20 protein-coding genes, 1 tRNA gene and 1 pseudogene are annotated in these 24,757 nt (G+C 64.7%); 14 read left to right on the top strand and 8 right to left on the bottom strand.

Annotated features, from left to right (window positions below; all coding sequences use genetic code 11):
- Window positions 1-59: 59 nt before the first annotated feature.
- Both LMQ14_RS25360 and LMQ14_RS25355 read right to left on the bottom strand, forming a co-directional pair.
- The gene (locus LMQ14_RS25360) at window positions 60-2,087 is read right to left on the bottom strand and encodes a DUF7159 family protein (protein ID WP_267732355.1); all 2,028 of its coding nucleotides are present in this window, start codon (window positions 2,085-2,087) and stop codon (window positions 60-62) included.
- Window positions 2,088-2,258: 171 nt separating this feature from the next.
- Window positions 2,259-3,017 carry a methyltransferase domain-containing protein gene (locus LMQ14_RS25355; protein ID WP_267732354.1) on the bottom strand — a complete coding sequence of 253 codons (759 nt, stop codon included), beginning with the start codon at window positions 3,015-3,017 and terminating at the stop codon, window positions 2,259-2,261.
- A 160-nt stretch (window positions 3,018-3,177) separates the two neighbouring features.
- Here LMQ14_RS25355 and LMQ14_RS25350 point away from each other — a divergent pair, with 160 nt between their 5' ends.
- The 3 genes from LMQ14_RS25350 (at window position 3,178) to LMQ14_RS25340 (ending at window position 6,250) form a co-directional block, all read left to right on the top strand.
- Window positions 3,178-3,969 (top strand): Stf0 family sulfotransferase, encoded by a 792-nt coding sequence (locus LMQ14_RS25350; protein ID WP_267732353.1) that lies wholly within the window; start codon window positions 3,178-3,180, stop codon window positions 3,967-3,969.
- 107 nt (window positions 3,970-4,076) lie between these two features.
- Entirely contained in the window at window positions 4,077-4,451 is a 375-nt protein-coding gene (locus LMQ14_RS25345; RefSeq protein WP_267732352.1) for a hypothetical protein, read from the top strand.
- A gap of 461 nt (window positions 4,452-4,912) precedes the next feature.
- Complete coding sequence (locus LMQ14_RS25340; RefSeq protein ID WP_267732351.1) at window positions 4,913-6,250, top strand: Fic family protein; 1,338 nt, start codon at window positions 4,913-4,915, stop codon at window positions 6,248-6,250.
- Between the two features lie 644 nt (window positions 6,251-6,894).
- Here LMQ14_RS25340 and LMQ14_RS25335 read toward each other — a convergent pair.
- On the bottom strand, window positions 6,895-7,155 hold the full coding sequence (locus LMQ14_RS25335; RefSeq protein WP_267732350.1) for a hypothetical protein: 261 nt from the start codon (window positions 7,153-7,155) through the stop codon (window positions 6,895-6,897).
- Window positions 7,156-7,387: 232 nt separating this feature from the next.
- On the opposite strand from LMQ14_RS25335, the gene LMQ14_RS25330 reads away from it, so the two are divergent.
- The gene (locus LMQ14_RS25330) at window positions 7,388-7,612 is read left to right on the top strand and encodes a hypothetical protein (RefSeq protein WP_267732349.1); all 225 of its coding nucleotides are present in this window, start codon (window positions 7,388-7,390) and stop codon (window positions 7,610-7,612) included.
- 307 nt (window positions 7,613-7,919) lie between these two features.
- On the opposite strand, the gene LMQ14_RS25325 is transcribed toward LMQ14_RS25330, so the two are convergent.
- Window positions 7,920-8,807 (bottom strand): hypothetical protein, encoded by an 888-nt coding sequence (locus LMQ14_RS25325; RefSeq protein WP_267732348.1) that lies wholly within the window; start codon window positions 8,805-8,807, stop codon window positions 7,920-7,922.
- A gap of 74 nt (window positions 8,808-8,881) precedes the next feature.
- Here LMQ14_RS25325 and LMQ14_RS25320 point away from each other — a divergent pair, with 74 nt between their 5' ends.
- Window positions 8,882-9,148 carry a hypothetical protein gene (locus LMQ14_RS25320; protein ID WP_267732347.1) on the top strand — a complete coding sequence of 89 codons (267 nt, stop codon included), beginning with the start codon at window positions 8,882-8,884 and terminating at the stop codon, window positions 9,146-9,148.
- 328 nt (window positions 9,149-9,476) lie between these two features.
- Window positions 9,477-10,064, top strand: a pseudogene (locus LMQ14_RS25315) (site-specific integrase); the annotation flags it as partial.
- A 55-nt stretch (window positions 10,065-10,119) separates the two neighbouring features.
- Here the strand turns inward: LMQ14_RS25315 and LMQ14_RS25310 are convergent.
- Window positions 10,120-10,193 (bottom strand) — tRNA-Gly (locus LMQ14_RS25310).
- A 137-nt stretch (window positions 10,194-10,330) separates the two neighbouring features.
- On the opposite strand from LMQ14_RS25310, the gene LMQ14_RS25305 reads away from it, so the two are divergent.
- The 8 genes from LMQ14_RS25305 to rfbA all read left to right on the top strand — a co-directional run bounded on the left by LMQ14_RS25305 (window position 10,331) and on the right by rfbA (window position 19,070).
- On the top strand, window positions 10,331-10,978 hold the full coding sequence (locus LMQ14_RS25305) for a hypothetical protein (RefSeq protein WP_267732346.1): 648 nt from the start codon (window positions 10,331-10,333) through the stop codon (window positions 10,976-10,978).
- A 32-nt stretch (window positions 10,979-11,010) separates the two neighbouring features.
- A complete protein-coding gene (dcd, locus tag LMQ14_RS25300) occupies window positions 11,011-11,583 on the top strand; it encodes a dCTP deaminase (RefSeq protein WP_267732345.1) in 573 nt (190 codons plus the stop codon).
- A gap of 108 nt (window positions 11,584-11,691) precedes the next feature.
- Window positions 11,692-13,881 (top strand): DUF7159 family protein, encoded by a 2,190-nt coding sequence (locus LMQ14_RS25295; protein ID WP_267732344.1) that lies wholly within the window; start codon window positions 11,692-11,694, stop codon window positions 13,879-13,881.
- Between the two features lie 151 nt (window positions 13,882-14,032).
- Complete coding sequence (locus tag LMQ14_RS25290) at window positions 14,033-15,589, top strand: DUF7159 family protein (protein WP_420714574.1); 1,557 nt, start codon at window positions 14,033-14,035, stop codon at window positions 15,587-15,589.
- 89 nt (window positions 15,590-15,678) lie between these two features.
- Window positions 15,679-17,004 carry a UDP-glucose dehydrogenase family protein gene (locus tag LMQ14_RS25285; protein WP_267732343.1) on the top strand — a complete coding sequence of 442 codons (1,326 nt, stop codon included), beginning with the start codon at window positions 15,679-15,681 and terminating at the stop codon, window positions 17,002-17,004.
- Between the two features lie 29 nt (window positions 17,005-17,033).
- Window positions 17,034-17,789 (top strand): maleylpyruvate isomerase family mycothiol-dependent enzyme, encoded by a 756-nt coding sequence (locus tag LMQ14_RS25280; protein ID WP_267732342.1) that lies wholly within the window; start codon window positions 17,034-17,036, stop codon window positions 17,787-17,789.
- Window positions 17,790-17,841: 52 nt separating this feature from the next.
- Complete coding sequence (locus tag LMQ14_RS25275) at window positions 17,842-18,186, top strand: nuclear transport factor 2 family protein (RefSeq protein ID WP_267732341.1); 345 nt, start codon at window positions 17,842-17,844, stop codon at window positions 18,184-18,186.
- Window positions 18,187-18,203: 17 nt separating this feature from the next.
- Entirely contained in the window at window positions 18,204-19,070 is an 867-nt protein-coding gene (gene rfbA / locus LMQ14_RS25270) for a glucose-1-phosphate thymidylyltransferase RfbA (protein WP_267732340.1), read from the top strand.
- Here the strand turns inward: rfbA and LMQ14_RS25265 are convergent.
- From LMQ14_RS25265 to LMQ14_RS25255, 3 genes are read right to left on the bottom strand one after another with little or no spacing between them, the layout of a single operon-like run.
- A complete protein-coding gene (locus LMQ14_RS25265; protein WP_267732339.1) occupies window positions 19,021-20,292 on the bottom strand; it encodes a YibE/F family protein in 1,272 nt (423 codons plus the stop codon). The two genes, rfbA and LMQ14_RS25265, sit on opposite strands and share 50 nt — an antisense overlap.
- 31 nt (window positions 20,293-20,323) lie before the next feature.
- Entirely contained in the window at window positions 20,324-21,613 is a 1,290-nt protein-coding gene (locus LMQ14_RS25260) for a pyridoxal phosphate-dependent aminotransferase (protein WP_267732338.1), read from the bottom strand.
- A gap of 30 nt (window positions 21,614-21,643) precedes the next feature.
- The gene (locus tag LMQ14_RS25255; protein WP_267732337.1) at window positions 21,644-24,748 is read right to left on the bottom strand and encodes a heterodisulfide reductase-related iron-sulfur binding cluster; all 3,105 of its coding nucleotides are present in this window, start codon (window positions 24,746-24,748) and stop codon (window positions 21,644-21,646) included.
- Window positions 24,749-24,757 lie beyond the last annotated feature (9 nt).

Here is a 24,757-nt window from a genome sequence, read left to right as displayed (position 1 = left end):
CCCTTGTGGTCTGGCGTGTCTCGTGAAATCAATTGCTGTGGAACATATTTCGGTGCTAGCTAGTGGCCGACACTGCTAGAGCTGCCAGAACTGCTGCTACTGCCGGAGCTGCTGCTCTCGCTGCCGCTGCTCGAGCTACTGGAACTGCCGCCGCTACTTTCGCTGCCACTGGTGCTGCTGCCACTGCTGGAGCTACTGCCGCCGCTGCTCTCGCTGCCGCTGGAACTGCCGCCACTGGTGGAGCTGCCGCCGCTGCTCTCGCTGCTGCCGCCGCTCGAAGGCGCGCCGCCGCTCGGTGATTCGCCGCCGCTAGTTGGCCCGCCGCTAGTAGGCCCGCCGGCCGAAGGCGCACTGCCGCTGGGCGTTTCGCCACCGCCGGTCGGCCCGCCGACAGTAGGCCCGCCGCCGCTAGGGGCTTGACCACCACTGGTTGGCCCGCCACTCGAAGGCGTACCGCCGCCGGTTGGCCCGCCGCCGCTGGGGGCTTGACCACCACCGGGATTGCCGTGGCCGGTGCCGGGACCACTAGCGGGTCCGCCGCTGCCGGGTCCGCCACCGCTGCCGGGTCCGCCGCTGCCGGGTCCGCCACCGCTGCCGGGCCCGCCACCGGTTGGGCCGCCGGGACCGCCGTGGCCGGGCCTGGGGCCGTCACCAGGTCCGCCGCCGTGCGGCCCACCGCTGCCGGGATTGCCGCGACCCGGTCCGCTAGCCGGCCCGCCACCGCCGGAGTTGGGCGGTGGCCCTTGTTCTGGAGGAGGTCGGTGTGGCGGCGACTTCGGTGGGGGGACGTAGATCGGCGGCGACGAGTGCGGCGGCGCCTCGATCACGGGCGGACTCGCCGGCACGTCGGGCAGCTGAACCGGCGGTACCGGGGCCGGCGCGATCGGCGGGACCAACACGGGAATCGGCACCGCCGGCGGTGGGGCAACCGGGGCCGCCGGGACCACAACTGGCGCTGCCGCGGGGACCGGAGCTGCCGGCGGCGGCGCGACTCGGGGTGGATTCAATGGCGTCGGCGCCACCATCTTTATGGCGGCCACTTCGGGTGCGGGCGCGAATATCTGCTGGACCGGGGCGATGATGCCCTGGATCGGGGCGGGCAACGAACCGACAGTCGTGCGGATGCCAAGCGACAGGGCGATCTCCAGTGCCAGCGCCGCGCTGAACCCGGCTACCGCCACCGCACTCCCGACCAGCAGGCCCGGCCGAGAACGGGGCTCGGGGTCACCCGAAGCGTCCAGGACCACTGTTTGGGCATCGGCTTCGTCGTCGGCGACGGCGCTGTAGGCGAGCTCGTCCTCGCCTAGCTCGGCGTGGGTGATGCTCAAATATTCAGGCAGGCCGGACACGTCGACCGCACCTGTGCCGGGGTCTTGTGCGTAGGCCAGCGCGGCAGTAGACGACGTGAGCGCATGCGCGGACGCCAGCGCCGCGCCTCGGGCCAGTGCTGTCTCCGGTTCTTCCGGCACGTTGACGGTAAGCGACGTCGCCTCTTCCAAGCGCTGCCTGATCGCGGTGATGTCGACACCGGACCCGACCACGAACAAACCGCCCGGCGGCGTCGGCAGCTCGTCAAGCCCGGCGACCAACTCCACCAGCTCTGCGGTGACCAACTGCCCGGACCCGGTATCCAACTGTTCTTCGTGGACATCGTCGACGGAACCGTCGGAGGTCTCGACAACAGCGAGCGTCGCGGTGTCCGGCTCGACGAAGAGCACTGCGGTGCGCTCGTAACCCATTGCACCGCCAACAGATTGGGTTAGTGCGGCTGCGGCCAGAAACGCCGAGACCAACATGACGTTCTCAATTTTGTGGGCGGCCAGCGCGTCGCGCAGGACCGCCGCTTCGAGCTGGTCGGTGCACGCCACCCCGATCGAGTCCAGTTCGAGCCCCGCGCCGGCCGCATCCTCGCGGGTACACATGATGGCGGCAATCACGCGATCAGTCGCGCTGACGGTGGGCGAGTCGTCGGCGGCGGTGACGGGGAACTCGTTCTCGTCGATCGTGGCGCCGTCGGCGTTTTCGCCCTGCAGCATCACCATTTGAACCGAGGCCGGCGCTATCGCAACTCCAAGCACGATGTCCATTGCCCACGCCTCCCAGCCACGCGGTGTCAGTGAACCGATCGTCGCTGTGAAGGCTGTGTCCAGATCCTGCGGAAGCTGTGTAGGAGTTATGCGTTTCCGCTGACGAAAAGGCTTGGGCTGGAACGGTAATGGCTGCATCACGCGTTGGACGTGTCGCGCGACGAAGGCTGATCACTCAGTCTTGCGGACCTCGACGAGCACCCGCGTCGGGTGCGCGACGAACGGCCCCTCGGCCTCGATCTGTTCGTGAAGTGCCCGCAGCCGGTCCCGATAGCGCTCGACGGTGAAGTTTGGCACCGTCCAAATCACCTTGCGCAGGAAGTAGATAACGGCGCCGATGTCGAAGAATTCGGCCCGCAGCCGCTCCATTCGCAGGTCCACGATCTGCAGGCCCGCGGCCTGTGCCTGTGCGCGCACGGTGTCCGGGTGTAACTCGGCCCATTTCTCTGGCTGCGGCCCGATGAAGTACTCGACCAGCTCGCCCATCGTGGCGGGCCCAATGTGCTGCGCGAAGTAGGTGCCGCCCGGCCGAAGCACCCGAAGGATCTCGTTCCACCACACGGAGATCGGATGACGGGTGGTCACGAGGTCGAACGCTCCATCGGCGAACGGCAACGGCGGCTCATCCCGAGTCGCCACGAGCACTACGCCGAGCGGATGTAAGCGTTTGGTTGCCAGGGCCGCGTTCGGGGGCCAGGTCTCGAGCGCCGCCATGGTGGGTGGAAACGGTCCCGCGCCGGACAGCACCTCCCCGCCTCCGGTGTGAATGTCCAGCGCGGCCGTCACCGCCGCCAAGCGGCTGCTCAGCAACCGCTGGTACCCCCAGGACGGCCTTTCCTCGGTCGCACGGCCGTCGAGCCAGGAGAAGTCCCAGCCGTCAACGGATACCGAATCGGCCTCGGCCACCAGATCTTCGAATATTCGAGACATTCATTGCCTTTTCGTCAAAGTGTCGATCGAACGTCCTGGAATCGATCGTAGGCATTCTGTCGAATGCCATGTTCGAACTGCTCGACACAATGGCGATGACGTATAAAACTTCTGGGTGGCGGCGTGCGGGCGTAGGAGCAATACCGGAGGGTCGAAGGTGATGAGACACGCAACTTATGTCATCGCCTCCACTCCTCGTTCGGGCAGTTCGCTGCTGGCCGCCGGCCTCGTTGCGACCGGAGTCGCCGGCCGGCCCGAGGAGTACTTCACGCCCGACCACATTGCGTCCTATAAAGAAGATTTGAACCTTCCGACGAATTGCTCATGGGACGAATACCTGGCGAAGGTTATGGCGTTCGCGGCGACGGGGAATGGTGTTCGGGGCGTGAAAATTCATTGGCGGCATGTCGTTTCGCTTGCGGAAGCGCTAGGGTTGCGTGGCGATCCGGGAGTTGCTCTCGAAACACTTTTCCCTGCAGCGGTTTTCGTCAATATCGTCCGTCTTGATCGGCGCGCGCAGGCCCTATCGCTGTTTCGTGCCGAGACGACCGGCGAGTGGTTTCGTTCTGACGGCTCGTCGAGAAGTGTGCGCCCGTGGGGGCTCTACCTGGCCCGGCCCACACCCGGCGAGGCCGCGGCCGATCTCTCCGGCGTCGCACCAACATACGAGCAAATTATCGAGATAGAACGGAGCCTCGACGCCGAACAGACAGCGTGGAGCAATTACTTCACCACTCGGCGTCGAGAGTTTCTGACGGTCCAGTATGAAGAGCTCGACGCGAATTACCCCGGTGAGATTGCGCGAGTCTTGCAGTTCCTCGGCGCTGATCCCGTGCACGCCGCCGGCTTGCCCAAGCCGCCGCTTGAGCGTCAGTCCGACCACATCAACGACGGGTGGCGGCGACTAATTGACCGGCAGCATCGCCATAAGTCGACGCCGAAAGGCTCGTGATCGCACCGAGCTGGCCTTTCGTGCCGCGTCGATGTTGGGATCGGTAGCAACGCGCGGGGGTTGGACTTACCGCGACGACCTAATTCGGGTCGCCCGAAGGAGTTCCCATGAGGATTGCCGCCATGGCACTTGCCGGTCTTGTGGCCAGCACGTTGCTTTCCGCGAACACCGCCCAGGCAGACGTGATGGCCGGGCCGGTGCAGGTCCACGTCTATCCGCTGCAGCCACCGCCCGGTCCCGTTGTCGACCCCGATCCGCTGGTGGCGGTGCAGAACTTTCAGGCCCACATCTCCGATCTGCACGACAATTGGGACACCCTCAGCCCGGACGAGCGGAACCGGCGGCTGAAGGCCCTACAACAGGAGGCCCCCGTGGTCGATGCCGAGACTCGCAATCTGCCGCCGGGTCAGCAGCTACAGGCCGAGGGCATGCTGTTGTCCGCGATGTTTCAGCTGACTGATCTTCTCCGGCGGATGCGATAGCGACGTCGCGGTTAGACGTGGAGCCGATGACGGGAATCGAACCCGCGTATTCAGCTTGGGAAGGTGTGCGGACGCGATCCACGGTGGTCGCTAGGGTCGCAACAGGTGGCAGCGGTTACCGGTTCGGTGCAGCTCAGCCTAGCTATTCGGAACTCGTTGCGACCCGTTGAGACTTTTTGCGTGGCTTCTCCGACCCGCTGCTGGCGGTCGAACGACGGTCATGTCCAGCAAACATAGCCCGGCAAGACGACTCTTCAAACTCGACTTCAACGACGAAAGTCAATCTATCGTCCAAGTAAATCAAACTTTGAAGTTGTTACATAGTAAAATGGGCTCTGAGCTGCGTCGACACGCTGACAGCATCCGCGAGCGTGGGTGGCGGGAGCTAGCGAAGGCGTGTAAAGTCAAATTTTGACTTTATTTGACTTTCGTTGTACGAAACAACCCGAGACAGGTGCGAGATGAAGAAGCCGATGCCGCCGCCCGATGGCTCGGCGTTCAAAGAACTTGATTCGAACCGGCTGCTGCACGTCATGTTTGACCAGGTCAACGCCTCGACCGACCCGTATCTCCCGTGGGACGAACTGCGCTATCGCAAGCCGCCGGGTGACCTCACGCACAGGGAGTGGTGGTTTGCGACACGGCTCGGGCGCGCAAACCTCATGCGGGCCCTACCCCTAACCGCGATCGATGGGACCAACTTCTCGTACGCCCTGCCGGACGAGGTGCTTCGGTTGCTCGATGAGGTAACTCAGCGGGCCAGTGGACAAATCGCTGTTCCAGAACAAGTGACGAACGCCGCTACTAAGGAGCGTTATGTAATCAGTTCGCTGATCGAAGAAGCTATTACCAGTAGTCAACTGGAAGGCGCTTCAACGAGTCGAAAAAGAGCGAAGGAGATGCTTAGGCACGACAGGAGGCCAAAGACGCGTAGCGAACAGATGATTATGAATAATTATCTGGCAATGCAGCACGTTAGCGAGAATCGCCATGCTGACTTTACGCCAGAAGCGATTTGCGAACTCCACGAGATTGTCACTTACAATACACTCGATAATCCTGAGTGTGCTGGAAAAATCCAAAGCAATCCCGATCCCGACGATCGGGTCAAGGTTTTTGATGCCGATGGCAATGTGCTGCATATTCCGCCGCCAGTTTGCGAACTACCCGATCGACTGAAGAGATTGTGCGACTTTGCCAATGGCGAAGATGGTCAGGGCGTGTACGTCCCACCCGTCGTGAGAGCGCTCGCAATCCACTTTATGATGGGCTACGATCACTACTTCGAAGACGGCAACGGCCGTACGGCGCGGGCGCTCTTCTATTGGAGCATGCTTAAGCAGGGGTACTGGCTGTCGGAATACCTCACAATTTCTCGCATCCTTAAGCAGGCGCCGACCAAATACACCAAGTCCTTCATTTTTACCGAACAGGACAATGGGGATTTGACGTATTTCTTGATATATCACCTCAAGGTAATTAAGCGCGCTCTCAACGATCTCGATAAGTATCTCGCACGCAAGTCCGAGGAACTTCGCAGTACTCGCAAGTTACTCTCACCAAAAGAAAGCACGTTCAACCATCGGCAGATTGCACTGCTTGAATTTGCAATCAGGCATCCGGACGAGTATTACACGGTCAAGTCGCACGCCAAAAGCCATGGTGTGTCCGAGCAAGCGGCGCGGAACGACCTCTATGAACTCGCCGATCGAAAACTGTTGGAACGCGACAAGATTGGTCGCGAATTCGTATGGACGTCGCCCGTTGATCTAGCTGAAAGAATAAAGTCGGCGGGATAACCTAACTACGTCAACGCCGCGTGCGTTTGACTTGCTTTCGGTAGCCCTTGGTGACCGTGCGGGCTTCATGCCGCGCAGCCTTGGCGTCAACGGGCAGCCGACCAGTCGACGCGCCGAACGTCGTGCGGATTAGTAAGAGCGGTTAGTGTCATTGACTCCAGCCGAATGACAACGTTATTTATTCGGACCTTCAGCCCACGCCATAGCGCTGGTGCTACCCAGACCTACCAACGTCGAAAGCAGATTCGAGTACACGAAGTCTGCAGCAATGTCAGCAGGTACTTTAACGAAGTCATCTCGTTTGAGGCCACTATCACTTCTCAGAATATGAGGCAAGAGCTGTATCTGCTTGTGAAGGCTAAGGCGCAGTCTCTCGTCGTCTTTGAAAAGAGGATAAATCCGCGCGCAGATGTAAAGACTGCTCAAGTACGGAAGCATTTGAGATGATGCAGTTTAAACCAGCATCACATAAGACCTCGTCAAACCCGAGATTTCTTCACGATATAAGGCTTCGTGGTCACGAGCTGCGTGGTATGCGTTCTCCAGCTTCTTATCGTATTTGGCAACTGTAGCTTTCGATGGCCCCGGGCCATTCTTGCTCGGTTTGGCCTCCATGAATTTTCGCAAGTCGACGATTTCTGATTTCAAGGGGCCGCAAGTTCTGCCTCGACATTTCGCATCGCATCGGCCGCGGCAATGAATTCTGCCAAGTATCCATGAATGCGCTCTAGTCGCTCTTTGGCCACTTCACGATTAAACTTTCGCTTGTCGCTGAAATAGCCAGCAACAGAATTTACAAACGCGCCGATGACGACCCCGGCGCCACCGATGAGCGCGACGGCCCACCACGGCGCGCTTGGCACCGTTGCTCCACCAGTAGTCGCGACAGCGTGGATCGAATCCATCGGTTGCGTCACCGCGGTGCGAGCCCGTGGGCCGATGGAACTGCTTGTCGCCGAAAGCCATGACTGCGTTGGAAATGGAACGTCATTGGTCGGATCGTAACCGCGGGGGTGGGTCGGGCAAACGAACAAGGGTGTTCCCTTGATTCCGCGGACGGTCAAACGACGGTCAAGACAACCCCTCCGTAGGTAAGGGCGGCAGCAGGTGTGTCCCTGAGCAGGTGTTCTGGAGCCGATGACGGGAATCGAACCCGCGTATTCAGCTTGGGAAGGTGGCTGGGTACGTCCGGCGGTGTTCACATCAGTTCGAAAAAGATATCGCTACCTGCGCCTATCGTCCGAAGCCATTCAGGTCGATCTGGTGCCGTTCGGTACGACTTGCAACATCGAACGCAACAACCTCGCGCTCATGACCTGCGGTGATGGGCTCAATTGCGGACTGTTCTTAGAGTTCTCTTAATATGTTCGTGTCATGACGACGAACAACCCAACGAAAGGAAGCGTCATGACTGCACCAGCCGCCCCCTCACGACCCGCGAGGTTGCCGACAAGATCGGCACTGACCCCAAGACGCTGCGCACCTTCTTGCGTGCATCGAACGACTACGAAGGCGTCGGATCAGGCTCGCGCTACGCGTTCACCGCGAAGGACGTTCCTGTGTTGAAGACGAAGTTCACGAAATGGGAAAAGGAACGCGTTGCTGCAAAGGATGCCGCCCCCGTGGACCTTGATGACGACGTGTCCGCCGCGTCCTAAGGCCTAACCCGTCAGCCCTGCCCCTCCTCGGGGGTGGGGCTTTCTGGCGGATCAAGAACGTCGCTTGCCTCGTTAACGACCTCGTCCACAACGTCAGTGACCTTTTTCGCTTCAAGCGCCAGTTGCTCCACACGTGTCAGGGCCAGTTGCGCGCCTTGTTCGGTTTGACGCGCTGTGTCGAGTGCCTCGCCCATGATGTTGAAAGCACCTGTTATCGCGTTGGCCGCTGAGCCCCAGTCCTGTACCTGGACGTGTGCGATGAACTCGAAAAGGCCCACGAAACACGTCGCCACCGACCGGGCGTCCTTGGCCACTTTGAAGGCGCGGATTCCATAGCCCAGCAGACTTTGGCTTTCCTGAATGACCGGGCCGTATCCGAGGTTGTCGACTTGGGTCAGCAGGTCGCGGATCTTGTTGACCTGTCCGCGAATCTGGTCGGTTAAGCCATCCGGGAGGTTGGCCGTGTCGAGCATCGCTTCCCACTCAGTCAGGGAAGCTTCGAGCTTTTCGATATCACCTTCGACCGGGGCAGTCCCCGCCGACATCACCTTCAACGTAGTGCCGAGTCCACCCAAGAGCTTGATCAGGTTCGGGTCGATGATCGTTCTTGCTTTGATCCCGCCGCCCCAGTCGCCCTGATACATCACAGCGTTGTAGTAGGACGGTATGTCCGACAAATGGCGGGTCTTGAGTTCGTGCCCGTCAGGAAGCGCCTCGAGGAAGGTCTGTAGCTCATTGACGAGCCCGATGACGGCGCTATGTCGATTGACGAATTCGCTCGAACCGACCGCAGCCCCAAGGACCTCGCCGATGATGGTGCTGAACGTGCCCTGGCCGGACTGGGCGATTTTCCACAGCAACCGGTCGAGCGCTTCGGCGGGATTGTTGGGCGGCTCCACGGCAAGGAGGATACCGATGACCTGTGACGTAGGTACCCGAAACACGGCGGATCGCCAATGCGATCATGCGCCGCATGACGATGATGAGTGAAACTGCTGCAGCACTTGGCATCCGCCCCAAGAAGCTGGCGTCCATTCTCAAGAAGACCAAGATCCGAATGAGCAAGCGAGGGTTGTCCCCAACAGACCTCGCCGTGGTTTTCCACTATTCGAAGTATGGCGAGATGCCCCCACGTGTCGATGACGACGACGGCACCGAGGGCTTTTCGGTCGAATATCTCAACAACCTAACGAACAACCCCTACTCGTCGCCGAACGATTCCGACGAGAAGCACGACTGATCACCATGATCCGTGCAGCTGGCTGAGGTACGACCTGGCGGTACTTGATCAGTTCTACGGCGATCTGGGTCCGCAACAGTTGACCAAAGCCCACGTTGACCGCATGGTGCGCCAGCTCGTAGAGGGTGGAACGACCACACCAGCCACTCCGAAGTTTCCCAAGGGCGGACGCGCAAGCCTTGGGGACCGAAGGCCGTAACAAAGTCATCGCCGCTACCGCTCGACTACTTGAGGACGCACACCGCCAAGGCTTTGTGTCCCGAAACGTCGCTGTGGGTGTGACCCGCGTGGTGCTTCGCATCAGACGCTCGACACGTTCACGCAAACCGAAGTGCAACAACTGCTTTCGGGCCTGAAAGATAACCGCTTGGCGCATGCCTGGCACCTCGCGCTAGCGGGCTTGCGTCGGGGAGAGATCGCGGGCCTTCGCTGGTCGGATATCGACTTCGACAGTGCCAGGCTCACCATCGCCAACAACCGCGTATCGGCTGGTGGACGTTCGGTCGAGAACGACCCCAAATCGTTCACGTCGCGGCGAACTCTCCCGCTCCCAGATCGTCTCGTGAACGCCTTGCGTAAGGCGCGTGAGCGTCAACGTGTCGAACGCATCGAGGCCGGCTCTGCGTATCGCTCAGGCGCCTATGTCGTGTCGAACGAGATTGGCGACACGTACTCCCCGGCTGTGCTTTCCCGGTACTGGCGCGACGCGCTGGCTCGTGTGGGCATGAGGCACTTAAAGCTGCACGGCGCACGACACACCGCGGCCACGCTTATGCACCTCGACGGGTTCCCGACTGCGGTCATCGCCGCGTGGATTGGGCATAGGGACGCATCGCTGACGATGAAGCTCTACGCGCATTCCCAGGACGACGCCTTAAAGCGGGCTGCGACGTCCATTGACTACTTGCAACATTGAGCGCAACACGGAGGTTGTGGGGGAGAGCGATTCAGGACATCGCTGCAGGTAAACGTGGAGCCGATGACGGGAATCGAACCCGCGTATTCAGCTTGGGAAGCTGATGTTCTGCCATTGAACTACATCGGCGCGGTTGCCCAAGAAGGCTAGCACCCGGGTGCGCGACCAGCCGCGATAGTTGAATACCGACACCGGAATACGGCCATTCCGATAAATTTAAAACGCTCACATTTATTCTTTCGTTATCATGCCGTAATGTGCCCGGAGTGGGCCGGCATAGGTTAGCCAAGAAGCGACGCAAGTCGCCGGTTGTCCTGGCAGCGATGCTGGCCCCTGCCGCAGTCTTCTTCGCGGTGGCGGGAGACGTCGGCCCATTTGCCGCTCCGGCACAAGCCAAGTCCGTTATTGGTGACGTCACTCCGAGCCGATTGGAAATCGTCGCGGCGGAAGCGAATTTGTCGCACAGCTGGGCGGGCGTGGGTGCCCCCGATCGCCAGCAGGTCGCATCGCGGTATCACGTTCGATCCCGTTTCCTGCCCGTCGGGCTCGCCCCCGAGCAGGGCCTGCAGGTGAGAACGATCCTGGCATCGCGCGCCATCAGCACGATGTTCCCCGAGATTCACGAAATCGGCGGTGTCCGACCGGATCCGCTGCCCTGGCACCCGCTCGGCCTGGCGCTGGATGTGATGATCCCGAATCCCCAGAGCGCGCAAGGCATCGCACTGGGCAACGAGATCGTCGCCTACGTGCTGAAGAACGCGAACCGTTTCGGCATTCAGGACGCGATTTGGCGTGGCGTCTACTACACGCCGAATGGAGCGCAAACGAGCAGGCTCGGCCACTACGACCACGTGCATGTGACGACGACCGGAGGCGGCTACCCCAAGGGTGGCGAAATGTATCTCGCCGACTGAACGCAGGCCCGGGCAACAGATAGGCTCGTCGCGTGTTGCTCTCCGATCGTGACCTCAGGGCCGAAATCTCCGCCGGCCGGTTGGGTATCGACCCGTTCGACGACACTCTGGTGCAGCCCTCCAGCGTCGACGTTCGCCTCGACAGCATGTTCCGGGTGTTCAACAACACCCGCTACACCCACATCGACCCCGCCAAGCAGCAGGACGAGTTGACCAGCCTGGTCGAACCCGCCCAAGGGGAGCCGTTCGTCTTGCACCCGGGCGAGTTCGTGCTCGGCTCGACGCTGGAGCAGGTCGCGTTGGCCGACGACCTCGCCGGACGTCTGGAAGGCAAGTCGTCGCTGGGCCGGCTCGGCCTGCTCACGCACTCGACCGCGGGCTTCATCGATCCCGGCTTCACCGGTCACATCACCCTCGAGCTGTCCAACGTCGCCAATCTGCCGATCACCCTGTGGCCCGGCATGAAGATCGGGCAGCTGTGCATCCTGCGATTGACCAGCCCGGCCGAGCACCCTTACGGCAGTTCGCGGGTCGGCTCGAAGTACCAGGGGCAGCGGGGTCCGACACCGTCGCGCTCCTTTGAGAACTTCATAAGAACTACATAGCTTCGAGAGGGTGCCCGCGCAGCCTTCCTGCGGGATTATTAGATAGTCAATGGTTTTTCTCCTCCGCCCGAGCATGGCTCGGCTAGCACCACCTTTGGAGGGGTTGGTTTGGATATTGTGCTCGGGGTCTCGGTCGCACCGGACTCGGTCCAGATGGTTCTGGTTGAAGGCGAGAACGCCGACGGCGCTTTGGTCGAAGAGGACGAATTCCACGTCGCCGCGACCGATGACACAGCACCCACCGCTGTCCCGGACCGGGTGATCTCCGCCATCCTGGGCACCCGGGAGGGCGCCGCCGACGCCGGGCTGGAGCTGTCCTCGATCGGGGTGACGTGGACCGACCAGCTGCACGCGGCCGTGCTCCGCGACGCGCTGGCCGCCTACAAACTCGAGAATGTGATGCTGGTCTCGGCGTTCCTGGCTGCCACGGCTCTAGGTCAATCCGTCGGCGGGGCAATGGGTTACGAGACCACCGCGGTGCTCTTCGTCGAGCCTGACACCGCGACGCTGGCCGTCGTCGAGACCTCCGATGGGTCCATCACCGACGTCTACCGAGAACAACTCGATCCCGAGTCCGACGACGAGGCCACCGCCCAGCTCACCGGGATGATCTCGGGGCTCGAGGAGAGGGAATCGGCCCCCGGAGGGGTGTTTGTGGTCGGTTCTGGCGTCAACATCGCCGCGATCAAGCCGGCATTGGAGTCGGCGACCGCACTGCACGTCAACACGCCGGAAGAGCCCGAGACGGCGCTGGCCCGCGGGGCCGCGCTGGCCTCGGCGAACGCGCCGCTGTTCGCGTCGTCGACCGCGGCGCTGGCATACGCGCAAGACCCGGGCACCGGAGCCGTCCATCCGGACGTCAGGCCCGAATACCTCGGCGTGACGTACCTTTCCGACGCGACGCTCGGCCGCGACGAGCTCGCCTACAGCCTGGTGTCCGACGAGGATGCCGACGCGCCGACCGTCGTGATCGATCCGTCCGACTTCGCCGAGCCGGAGGAAGGTCAACCGCGCCGCAAGCCGGTGCTGCTGGTGGGTAGCGGGATGGCGGTGGTCGCCATCAGCGCGGTGGTCGCACTCGAGATCGCACTCGCGATCGGCATCCGCACCACGAACGTGGCCGTGCAGCCCAGTCCCAACCAAAACCTCATCGTGCCAACGCAACCGGCCCCCGCGCCCCCGCCGGTGCAGGCGTCCGCTCCGAAGCCGAAGTTCAGCCTGCCCGCGCCCGCGGCGGAGCCCATGCCGTTGCATCCGGCGTTGGCGGCTCCGGTTCCCGCAGCTCCGCCGCCTGCCGCTCCGCCGCCACTGCCCGCGGCTCCGCTGCCGATTGCGCCGGTGGTGCCAGCTCCGGTCGTGGTGCCGATCCCGGTGCCCCAGATCCGCGTGCCTGCTCCGGATTGGCTGGTGAGTCCGCCGGTGATCCAGGCCCCGCCGCGCGTGATGCCACCACCCGTAGTCGTGCAGCAGCCACCGCCCGTGCACATGCCGGAGCCACCGGATTCGGTGCCGCAGTCACCGCCGCATCAGACTCCTCCAGAAACCGGACCCACCAGGCCGGGTGGCCCTGGCGGTCCCGGCAGCGGGCATGTGCCGCCGCCTGGCACGGGTTCAGGCGGCATTGACGGCGGCGGTCCCGGCGGACTTCCCGGCTCGGGTTCCGGTGGCTTTCCCGGCTCGGGTCCGGGTGGCCCCGGTGGTGGGCATGTTCCGCCTCCCGGTTCGGGTCCGGGTGGTGGCGGGCCAAGCCATGGGGGCGGTCCGATCGGCGGCGGGCCGACCGGTGGTGGACCGATTGGTGGCGGGCCTATCGGTGGTGGGCCCATAGGCGGAGGCGGCCACGGTGGAGGTGGTCCATTTGGCGGCGGTGGACCGATTGGCGGCGGCCCTATTGGTGGCGGTCCGATTGGTGGCGGGCCTATCGGTGGTGGGCCCATAGGCGGAGGCGGCCACGGCGGTGGTGGTCCATTTGGCGGTGGTGGTCCATTTGGTGGTGGTGGGCCTAGCGGCGGTGGACCCATTGGTGGTGGTCCGATCGGAGGCGGCCACGGTGGTGGCGGTCCATTCGGCGGCGGGCCTTCGGGTGGGCCCAGTGGCGGCGACGGTCCGATCGGCGGGGGCGGTCACGCTGATGGCGGCTTTGGTGGCGGCAGCCTCGGCGGAGGCGGGGGCCTCGGCGGCGGCGGTCACAGCGGCGGCGGCTTTGGTGGCGGCGGGGGCCTCGGCGGGGGCGGTGGTCACAGCGGCGGTGGCGGCGGAGGCGGTCACAGTGGCGGCGGTGGCGGCGGACACCACTAACCGCTTCGCCCGGGTACGGGCCAGCGGAACACGCGTAAAATCGGGGCGCTAGGGGAATACAGGGTGGGGACTTACGACGTATCGAGGTGGCCGGAGCCTGCGATCACGACGTCCCCCACATAGCTGTCTAGCAATCGACAATGGAGGGGCTGTGGACACCGTACTTGGTGTGTCGATGGCGCCGACGGCCGTCCGGATGGTGCTGGTCGAAGGCGAGAATGGCGATGGCGCGACCGTCGATGAAGACAATTTCGACGTGGCTTCAGACGATGACGCCGCAACAACCAGTGCCGCCGATCAAGTGGTCTCGGCGATCCTGGGAACCCAGGAGGGTGCGGCCCAGGGCGGCTACCAGCTGACCTCGACCGGAGTCACCTGGACCGATCCCGTCGAGGCTGCCGCGCTGCGCGATGCACTGGCCGCGCACAAGGTCGAGAATGTGATGTTGGTCTCGGCCTTCCTGGCCGCGGCCGCGCTGGCGCAGGCGGTCGGCAACGAAACCAACTACGCGCAGACCGCGCTGCTGTTCATCGAACCCGACACCGCGACGTTGGCACTCGTCGATACGGCCGACGGGTCGATCGCCCATGTGCATCGCCAGCCCTTGCCCGAGGACGATGACGCCGCGGTGGCGCAGCTGGCCACGATGGTCGCGGAGGCCGAGACGCTGGATACACGCCCCGGCGCCGTGTTCGTCGTCGGCTCCGGCGTCGACGTTCCGCTGATCAAGTCGGCGCTGGAGGCCGCCACGACGCTGCCGCTGGCCATGCCCGAGGAGCCAGACACCGCCCTGGCCCGCGGGGCCGCGCTGGCGTCGGCGAACGCGCCCCTGTTCGCCTCGTCCACGGCTGCTCAGGCCTACGCGCAGGACCCGGGCACCGGTGCCATCGACCCATTCGCGATCGCCCCCGGATACTTCGACAGCTCGGATTCCAGCGAGGGTTCGCTGGCGTACAGCGCCGTTCCCGACGACTACGCCGAGGCCTACACCGGCGAGCACACCGCCGTCACCTCGCTCACCGACTATCACGAACGAAGGTCCTTTGGGCTGGTCGGCAGCGTGGTGGGGGCGATATTCATCGTCGGCGTGGCGGCACTGGTCGTTTCGCTGGCGATCGCGATCCGGCCGACGGCCGGTGTGAAGCCCATTCCCAGTCACAACATCGTCGCGCCAGCGACACAGGCGCCGGCGGCTCCGGCTCCGGCGCCCGCAGCGCCCGCTCCGGCGGCGCCCGCGCCTGAGGCGGCCCCGATCCCCGCTCCGGCGCCTGTTCCGCAGGCACCTGCTGCGGTTCCGATGCCCGAGGCTCCGGCTCCGGTCCCGGTCCCGGTCCAGGTGCCGGATGCGCCTGCACCGATACCCGACGCGCCGGCCCCGGTCCAGGTGCCAGTGGCCCCGGCTCCCGCACCCGTGGCGCCGATTCCCATCCCGATCCCGTTGCCGATACCCCCGGTTATCGGCGTGCCCGGCGGGCCGCTGGCTCCCGGCGGTGGTGGGTTCCCCAATAACCCCGGACGCGGCGGCGGTGGATTCCCCGGCAACCAAGGCCCCGGCGGTGGCGGCTTTCCTGGCGGCGGCCACGGCGGCGGTGGCTTCCCGGGTGGTGGCGGCTTCCCGGGCGGCGGTCACGGTGGCGGTGGCTTCCCGGGTGGTGGCGGCGGTCACGGTGGTTTCGGTGGCGGTCACGGCGGGTTCGGCCGCCGGTAGCTCTCTGAGAGCCACCTGTCACCTCCCGTTTGCCTCCCGATTAACCAAGCGATGCAGTTAGCTCATCGCGGCCACCTACACACGGTGGTATGCGATGCACCGTCTTTGGCACTGGCTATCTCGGCGCGACGCACGCCGTCGGGATGGCGGAACTGGGACACGAGGTCGTCGGAGTCGACATCGACCCAGGTAAGGTGGCCAAGCTGGCCGCGGGAGACATCCCCTTTTATGAACCTGGTCTTCGAGATCTGTTGGCCGACAACTTGTCTGCCGGACGACTGCGGTTCACCACTGATTACGACTTGGCGGCCGACTTCGCCGACGTGCACTTCCTGGGCGTCGGCACACCGCAAAAGAAGGGTCAATACGGCGCCGACCTGAGCCACGTCCACGCCGTCATCGACAATCTTGTGCCCCGGCTGACCAGGCCAGCCGTGCTGGTCGGCAAATCCACTGTCCCCGTGGGCACTGCGGCCGACCTCGGTGAGCGCGCCGCCGCGCTGGCACCCGCGGGTGTCGACGTCGAAATCGCCTGGAATCCAGAGTTCCTGCGTGAGGGCCATGCCGTGCACGACACCTTGGAGCCGGACCGCATTGTGCTTGGCATTCAAGAGGATTCGGTGCGCTCTGAGCTGGTGATCCGCGAGTTGTACGCGCCGCTCCTTGCTGCCGGCATACCGTTCCTGGTAACCGATTTGCAGACAGCGGAATTGGTCAAGGTCTCGGCCAACGCCTTTCTGGCGACCAAGATTTCGTTCATCAACGCGATTTCCGAGGTGTGCGAGGCCTCGGGTGCCGACGTCACGCTGCTGGCCGATGCGCTCGGGTACGACTCCCGGATCGGACGCAAATTCCTCAACGCGGGCTTGGGTTTTGGCGGTGGCTGCCTGCCCAAGGACATCCGGGCGTTCATGGCCCGCGCGGGCGAGTTGGGAGCCAACCAGGCGCTGACCTTCCTGCGCGAGGTGGACAGCATCAACATGCGCCGGCGCACCAAAATGGTGGAGCTGACCACCGCGGCGTGCGGTGGTTCGCTGCTGGGTGCCAACATCGCCGTGCTCGGTGCGGCGTTCAAGCCCGAATCCGACGATGTCCGCGATTCGCCGGCGCTCAACGTCGCGGGCCAGCTGCAGCTCAACGGGGCGGCGGTCAATGTCTATGACCCGAAGGCCCTGGAAAACGCCCGCCGCCTGTTCCCGACGCTGAACTACGCGGTGTCGGTGACGGAGGCGTGCGACGGCGCGGACGCGGTGTTGGTGTTGACCGAGTGGCCGGAGTTCACCAACCTCGACCCCGACGACCTCGCCGACCGGGTGCGGGCCCGCGTCGTCGTCGACGGTCGCAACTGCCTGGATGCCGAACGGTGGAAGCAGGCGGGCTGGCGGGTGTACCGGCTCGGGGCGCGACGCCCCTAGATCGCACCCTTGGCGAGTAGCCTGATTGCGTGGACTACGCGGCAGCCTTTCTCGACGAAAACCGCGCTTTCTCGGAGCTTTTCCGCGAAGTCGACGACGCACACCCGGTGCCGACCTGCCCGGGTTGGAGCCTCAAGCAACTGTTCCGCCACGTCGGTCGCGGCGATCGCTGGGCGGCGCAAATCGTGCGGGATCGACTCGACCAGCCGCTCGACTTACACAGCGTCGAAGGCGGCAAGCCGCCACCGGATCCGTCCGACGCGATCTCCTGGTTCCACGGCGGAGCCCAACGTCTGCTCGACGCCGTCGAGCAGACGGGCGTGGAGACCCCGGTGTGGACATTTCTCGGTGAGCGCCCGGCGAACTGGTGGATCCGGCGCCGGCTGCACGAAACGTCGGTGCATCGCGCCGACGCGGCCATCGCGCTGGGGCGCGAATTCTCCCTCGAACCCGCTGTCGCGGCCGATGGAATCACCGAATTCCTCGAGCGGATCGCGATCCGGGCCGGCAGTAACGGCGACCCACTGCCGCTCGCGGACGGCCACACTCTGCACCTGCATGCGACCGACCCCGGGCTGGGCGAAGCCGGCGAATGGACGATCAGCGTCTCGGGCTCCGGCATCGCCTGGTCGCACGAGCACGGTAAGGGCAGTGCGGCGTTACGGGGCGGTGCCACCGAGCTGTTGCTGGCGATGGCGCGGCGAACTCCGCTCGCCGACACCGGTATCGAGATATTCGGCGACGACGCCGTGTGGCAAAACTGGCTGGAGCACACGCCGCTCTAGCAACGTCGGGGAAACGACGTGCTGGGAAGTGGCACACGGTAATTTGCAGACCATGACCACATCGGAGATCGCCACCGTGCTGGCGTGGCATGACGCGCTCAACACCGCGGACCTCGACACCTTGGCGGCCTTATCCAGCGACGACATCGAGATGGGTGACGCGCACGGCGCCGCCCAGGGCCACCAGGCGCTGCGCAACTGGGCCACCTCGCGCCCGGCGGCCACGGAGCTCGGCCAGATGTACGTGCACGACGGCGTCGTGGTCGCCGAGCAGCAAGGGGCCGGCGCACTGGCGTTCCGGGTCGTGCACGACCACGTCACCTCGGTGTTCCGTCACCAGGACTTGGCGTCGGCGCTGGCAGCCACCGAACTCACCCAGGCCGACCTCGTCACCTAGGGCTTAGGAGTCACTACATGCGCGGAATCATCTTGGCCGGCGGTTCGGGTACCCGCCTGCACCCGATCACGATGGGCATCAGCAAGCAGCTGCTGCCCGTCTACGACAAGCCGATGATCTACTACCCGCTGTCCACGCTGATGATGGCCGGCATTCGCGACATTCTGATCATCACCACGCCCCACGACGCCGACGGCTTTCAACGGCTCCTGGGTGACGGCTCGCAATTCGGCATCGACCTCAGTTATGTCCAGCAGCAGAAACCGGACGGTCTGGCACAGGCTTTCGTCCTCGGCGCCAAGCACATCGGCAATGACTGCGCCGCATTGGTGTTGGGGGACAACATCTTCTACGGCCCACGGCTGGGTACCAGCCTGAGCCGGTTCCAATCCGTCAGCGGCGGAGCAATTTTCGCGTATTGGGTGGCCAACCCGTCGGCCTATGGTGTCGTCGAATTCAGCGACGACGGCATGGCGTTGTCGCTGGAGGAGAAGCCCGAGACACCCAAGTCGAATTACGCGGTGCCGGGTCTGTACTTCTACGACAACGACGTGATCGAAATCGCCAAGGGACTGCAACCATCGGCGCGCGGCGAGTACGAGATCACCGACGTCAACCGGATTTATCTGAACCGGGGCCAGCTGGCGGTCGAGGTGATGGTCCGCGGCACGGCGTGGCTGGACACCGGGACCTTCGACTCGCTGCTGGACGCAAGCGATTTCGTCCGCACGCTGGAACGTCGGCAGGGACTCAAGGTCGGCGTCCCCGAGGAAATCGCCTGGCGGCAGGGCTGGATCACCGACGACGAGCTGGCGACCCGCTCGCGCACCATGGTCAAGTCCGGCTATGGCGGCTATCTGCTGGAGCTGCTGGAACGGGGCTGACCCCAGTCGGTTTGGCCAGCACCGCGGCGATCGCCGTCGTCAACGGCACCGACAGGGCCAGTGCGATTCCGCCGACCGCGGAGCGCACGAGTTCGATGGCCACGCTCTCGCTGATCAGCACGTCGCTCAGTGCTCGGTTGGCGACGCTGAACAGCAACAGCAGCGGCAGCGAGCTGCCCGCGTACGCCAGCACAAGCGTGTAGACGGTGCTGGCAATGTGATCGCGCCCCACCCGAATGGCGCTCAGGAAAATCGCCCGCCGAGAGGTGTCGCCGCCGATGTGAGCGAGCTCGAAGACGGTCGAAGCCTGCGTCACGGTGACATCGTTGAGCACACCCAGCGATCCAATGATGAAGCCGGCGAGCAGCAGGCCGCTGATCGACACACTGCCCAGATACGCGCTGACCGCGGAGTTCTGCTCATCCGACAGCCCGGTCAAATGCGCCAGTTCGATTGCCCCCCAAGATAATCCGGCGGCCAACAGCAACGCCGACAAGGTGCCCAGCAGGGCGGCGCTGGTGCGCAGGTTGACTCCGTGCGCGAGGTAAATGACCACATACAGGATTGCCGCAGCCGCCACCAGGGCCGCGGGAACCGCGGGTGCGCCGTCTCGCAGCGCGGGCAGCAAGAAGACCACCAGCACCAGAAACGCAATCACAATGCCCACCAGCGCCAGCAACCCGCGCCAGCGTGCGACCGCGACAATGACCAACGCGAACGCCAGGGCCAGCCCAATCAGCGACCACCCGCGCTCGAAGTCGTAGAACGCGTACGTGGTGGCGCCCTGGGCGTCGACCTGCCGGACGACCCGGATGTGATCGTCGGCCTTGAATTGCGGCTGTCCGGGCCCCGGGGAGAACTCCAGCAGCGTTTTCGCGCCGGTATTCGGCCCCGAATCGATCGCGACCACTGCCTCGACGCATCGTCCCGCGCCCGGCGTCCCCGGCCGCGGAGCCGTGGTGAGCACCTGGCTGGCCGACGGGCTGCCGCAGTCGCCCAGCACGCTGGACAGCACGTGTGCACGCTCGGTGGTCACCGCCCCGCCGGTGGCGCTCTGGTACGGCATCGGGATGTCGACGTGCTGGCGGCTCGGCCACAACAACGCCGCACCGGCGATCACGGCTATCCCGATCGCGACCAGCAGCCCTACGACGATCTTGGCGGGTAGCGGCCCCAACGGGGACGGTGCTGACGACAGGTTGTGCGAGTGCGAGTGGGTCACGCGCTCCACCGTAGAGGCGGAGAGAACCTGCTTACTGCCGATAGGCGGTCAGGAAGTTGCCTAGCCGCTCGATCGCGGCCGACAGGTCACGCGCCCAGGGCAGGGTCACGATGCGCAGGTGATCCGGTGCCGGCCAGTTGAACCCGGTGCCCTGGCCGACCAGGATTTTCTCCTGCAGCAGCAAGTCGAGGACCAGCTGCTCGTCGTCGGCGATGTCGTAGACCTCGGGGTCCAGTCGTGGGAACGCGTACAGCGCGCCCTCCGGCTTGACGCAGGACACTCCCGGAATCTGGTTGAGCTTCGTCCACGCGACGTCGCGCTGCTCGAGCAGCCGGCCGCCGGGCAGCACCAGGTCGTCGATGCTCTGGTAGCCGCCGAGGGCGACCTGGATCGCATGCTGGGCCGGGACGTTGGGGCACAGCCGCATGTTGGCCAGCAGGCTGATTCCTTCGATGAAGCTGCCGGCGTGGTCCTTGGGCCCGGTGATCGCGAGCCAGCCGGCCCGGTACCCGGCGACCCGATAGGCCTTCGACAGGCCATTGAAGGTCAGGCACAGCAAGTCCGGCGCGAGGGTGGCCAGGCTGATGTGCTTGGCGTCGTCGTAGAGGATCTTGTCGTAGATCTCGTCGGCGAGCAGCAGCAGCTGGTGTTTGCGCGCCAGGTCGACGATCTGGCTCAGGACTGCGCGGCTGTATACGGCGCCGGTGGGGTTGTTCGGGTTGATCACGACCACCGCCTTGGTGCGCTCGGTGATCTTCGACTCCATGTCGGCGATGTCGGGCTGCCAGCCCTGAGTCTCGTCGCACAGGTAGTGCACCGGCGTCCCGCCCGCCAGGGACGTCGAGGCCGTCCACAACGGGTAGTCGGGGGAGGGAATCAGCACCTGATCGCCGTTGTCGAGCAGGGCCTGCAGCGTCATCGTGATCAGCTCGGATACCCCGTTGCCGAGGAAGACGTCGTCGACGTCGAAGCGCGGGAAGCCGTCGACCAGTTCGTAGCGGGTGACCACCGCGCGCCGGGCCGGCAGGATGCCCTGCGAGTCCGAGTAGCCCTGCGCGTAGGGCAGCGCCTGGATCATGTCGCGCATGATCACGTCGGGTGCGTCGAAGCCGAAAGGCGCCGGGTTGCCGATGTTGAGCTTGAGAATCCGGTGCCCCTCAGCCTCCAGCCGCGCAGCATGCTGGTGCACCGGGCCGCGGATTTCGTACAGAACGTCCTGAAGCTTGGACGACTGCGCGAAGGTCCGCTGCCGGTGGTGGCCGGGGCTGTGCACGGGCACCTGGTGAGTGGTCACGTCACCCATGGTGCCATCGCTGTCCACCGATTTTTGCTGATAGAGGCCAATCTGTGATCAGCGCTTGCCCGGTGGACGGGCACCGCGTGCGATGCCCAGCCCCTTAACAGGGGCTGCCGGAGCTGCCGCGTCGCCGTTGGTTTCCTCCGCCGGCGCCGGCTTCGGCTCGGGTTTGGCCTCAGCCTTTTGCTCTGCAGGCGCGGGGGCGTCGGTTTTCGCCTCGGCCGGCGGGGCCGCCGCTTTCTTAGCACCGGGGCGCTTGGCGCCCGCGGCGATGCCCAGGCCTTTGACGGGTGCGGCCGGTGCCTTGGGTTCGGCGGCCTCGGCCTGTGCCTCGGGCTCGGCGGGCTCTGTGCTCTCCGGCTTGGCTTCTGCTGCCGGTGCCGCGGCGGCCGGGGCCGCTGCTTTCTTGGCGCCAGGTTTTCTGGCGCCCGCGGCCATGCCCAGGCCCTTGACGGGCGCAGCCGGAGCCTTGGCCTCTGCGGCCTCGGTCTTTTCCTCGGCCGCGGGTGCTTCCGCTGCCGGTGCCGCGGCGGCCGGGGCGGCTTTCTTCGCGCCCGGTTTTCTGGCGCCGGCGGCCATGCCCAGGCCCTTGGCGGGCGCGGCTTCCGTCTTGGCTTCCGCTGCCTCGGCGGCCGGTGCTTCCGCTGCCGGGGCGGCGGCTTTGTTGGCAGCACCGGGTCGCTTGGCGCCGCCGGCGATGCCCAGGCCCTTGGCGGGTGCGGCTTCCGTCTTGGCCTCGGCGGCCGGGGCGGCCGTCTTGGCGCCCGGCTTCTTGGCGCCGCCGGCTATGCCCAGCCCCTTCGCGGGCGCCGGGGCGGCCTTGGTGGTCGGCTCTGCCTCGGCAGCAGCGGGTTCCTCGGCCTCTGCGGGCGCCTCGGCCGGGGCCGCCGGTGCAGCGGCCTTGGGCTCGGGTTTCGCGGCCCGTTCCTCTGCTTCCTTAGCGGCCGTGCCCTTCTCGGGCAGCGTCGCCTTGTCGTACTCGAGCGACGCAAGCAGGATCTGGGCGACGTCGAGCACCTCGACCCCGCTGCGGCCGGCTTCTTCCTGCCGGTCGTTCACACCGTCGGTGACCATCACGCGGCAGAACGGGCAGCCGGTCGCGATCGTCGCGGCGTTGGTGGCCAGGGCTTCGTCGACGCGCTCGTGGTTGATGCGCTTGCCGATGTGCTCTTCCATCCACATGCGCGCACCGCCGGCGCCGCAGCAGAAGCTGCGGTCGGAGTTGCGCGGCATTTCGGTGAGGTTCGCCCCGGCGAAGCCGATCAGCTCCCGCGGTGCCTCGTACACCTTGTTGTGCCGGCCCAGGTAACACGGGTCGTGATACGTAATGTCTTGCGAGACCGGCGTTACGGGAACCAGCTTCTTGTCGCGCACCAGCCGGTTGAGCAGCTGGGTGTGGTGCAGGACGCTGTAGTTGGCGCCGAGCTGGCGGTATTCCTTGCCGATCGTGTTGAAGCAGTGCGGGCAGGTGACGACGATCTTGCGGTCGACGGTCTCGACGCCCTCGAAGACCCCGTCCAGGGTCTCGACGGCCTGGGCGGCCAGCTGCTGGAACAGGAACTCGTTGCCGGACCGGCGTGCGGAGTCACCGTTGCAGGATTCCCCGGTGCCCAGCACCATGAACTTCACCCCGGCGATGGCCAGCAGCTCGGCGACGGCTTTGGTGGTCTTCTTGGCCTTGTCGTCGTAGGCGCCCGCGCATCCCACCCAGAACAGGTACTCGTAGCCGTCGAAGCTCTCGACGTCTTGGCCGTAGACAGGGACGTCGAAGTCGACCTCGTCGATCCAGTTGGTCCGGTCCCCGGAGTTCTGGCCCCACGGGTTGCCCTTGGTCTCGAGGTTCTTGAACAGCACCGACAGCTCGGACGGAAACTCCGACTCCATCATCACCTGGTAACGGCGCATATCGATGATGTGATCGATGTGCTCGATGTCCACCGGACACTGTTCGACGCAGGCGCCGCAGGACACGCACGACCACAGCACGTCGGGGTCGATCACACCGCCCTGTTCTGCGGTACCGACCAGCGGACGGGCCGCCTGCTCAGGTCCGTGCCCGGGAATACGGCCGAAGCCCGACTCCGGGACATGGTGTCCCTCTTCCTTTTCCGTCTCAAGGTCCAGGCCCTCGAGCGGCTCGGCGGTCTTCTCACCCAGGATGTAGGGCGCCTTGGCCATCCAGTGGTCGCGCAGGTCCATGATGACGAGCTTGGGCGACAAGGGCTTTCCGGTATTCCAAGCCGGGCATTGCGACTGGCAGCGCCCGCACTCGGTACAGGTGGCGAAGTCGAGGTTCGCCTTCCAGGTGAAGTCCTCGATCTTGCCGCGGCCGAAAACGTCGTCCTCGCCGGGATCTTCGAAGTTGATCGGCTTGCCACCCGATTCCATCGGCAGCAGCGGGCCCAGGCCGTCGGGCAGGCGTTTGAAGGTGACGTTGATCGGCGCCAGGAAGATGTGCAGGTGCTTGGAGTGCAGCACGATCAGCAGGAAGAACAGTGCCACCGCGATGTGGGCGAGCAGTGCGAACGTTTCGATCCACTCGTTGGCGGTTTCGCCCAGCGGATGCATCAGCTTGCCCATGCCCTGGGAGAAGAACGCCCCCCAGCCGTACGGGAAGTTTCCGGTGTTGACCGCAGCTCCGCGGAAAATCGCAAAGCTGACGATGACCATCGAGATCATGAACAGGATCAGCCAGGCGCCACCGGTGTGGGAGCCGTAGAACCGCGACGAACGACCGTGTTCCTTTGGCTCGCTACGCAATCGGATGATCGAGAAGGTGATGATGCCGCCCAATACGGCCAGGGCAATGAAATCCTGCAAGAAACCCAGCGCATCCCAGCGGCCGACGATCGGGATGTGGAAGTTGGGCTGGAACAGGGTGCCGTATGCCTCGATGTACACCGTGATGAGGATGAAGAAGCCCCACATGGTGAAGAAGTGGGCGAGGCCGGGGACGGACCATTTCAGCAGCTTGCGCTGACCGAACACCTCAACGATTTGAGTCCAGATCCGGGTGCCGACGTCGTTGGTGCGCCCGCTCACCGGCTGGCCCGACATGATCAGGCGATAGAGCCACCAGACGCGCTTCAGCGCGAACAGGGCCACGACCGCGGTCAAGCCCAGTCCGAGCACCAATCTGATGATCGTCTGCGTGGTCACGGCAGGTAT

Origin of the sequence: Mycobacterium sp. Aquia_213, from assembly GCF_026625985.1 — a bacterium.
In the GTDB taxonomy this organism is placed as follows: Bacteria; Actinomycetota; Actinomycetes; order Mycobacteriales; family Mycobacteriaceae; genus Mycobacterium.
Note: the sequence above shows the minus strand (reverse complement) of the source record. Positions and strands in the feature narration are given on the sequence as shown.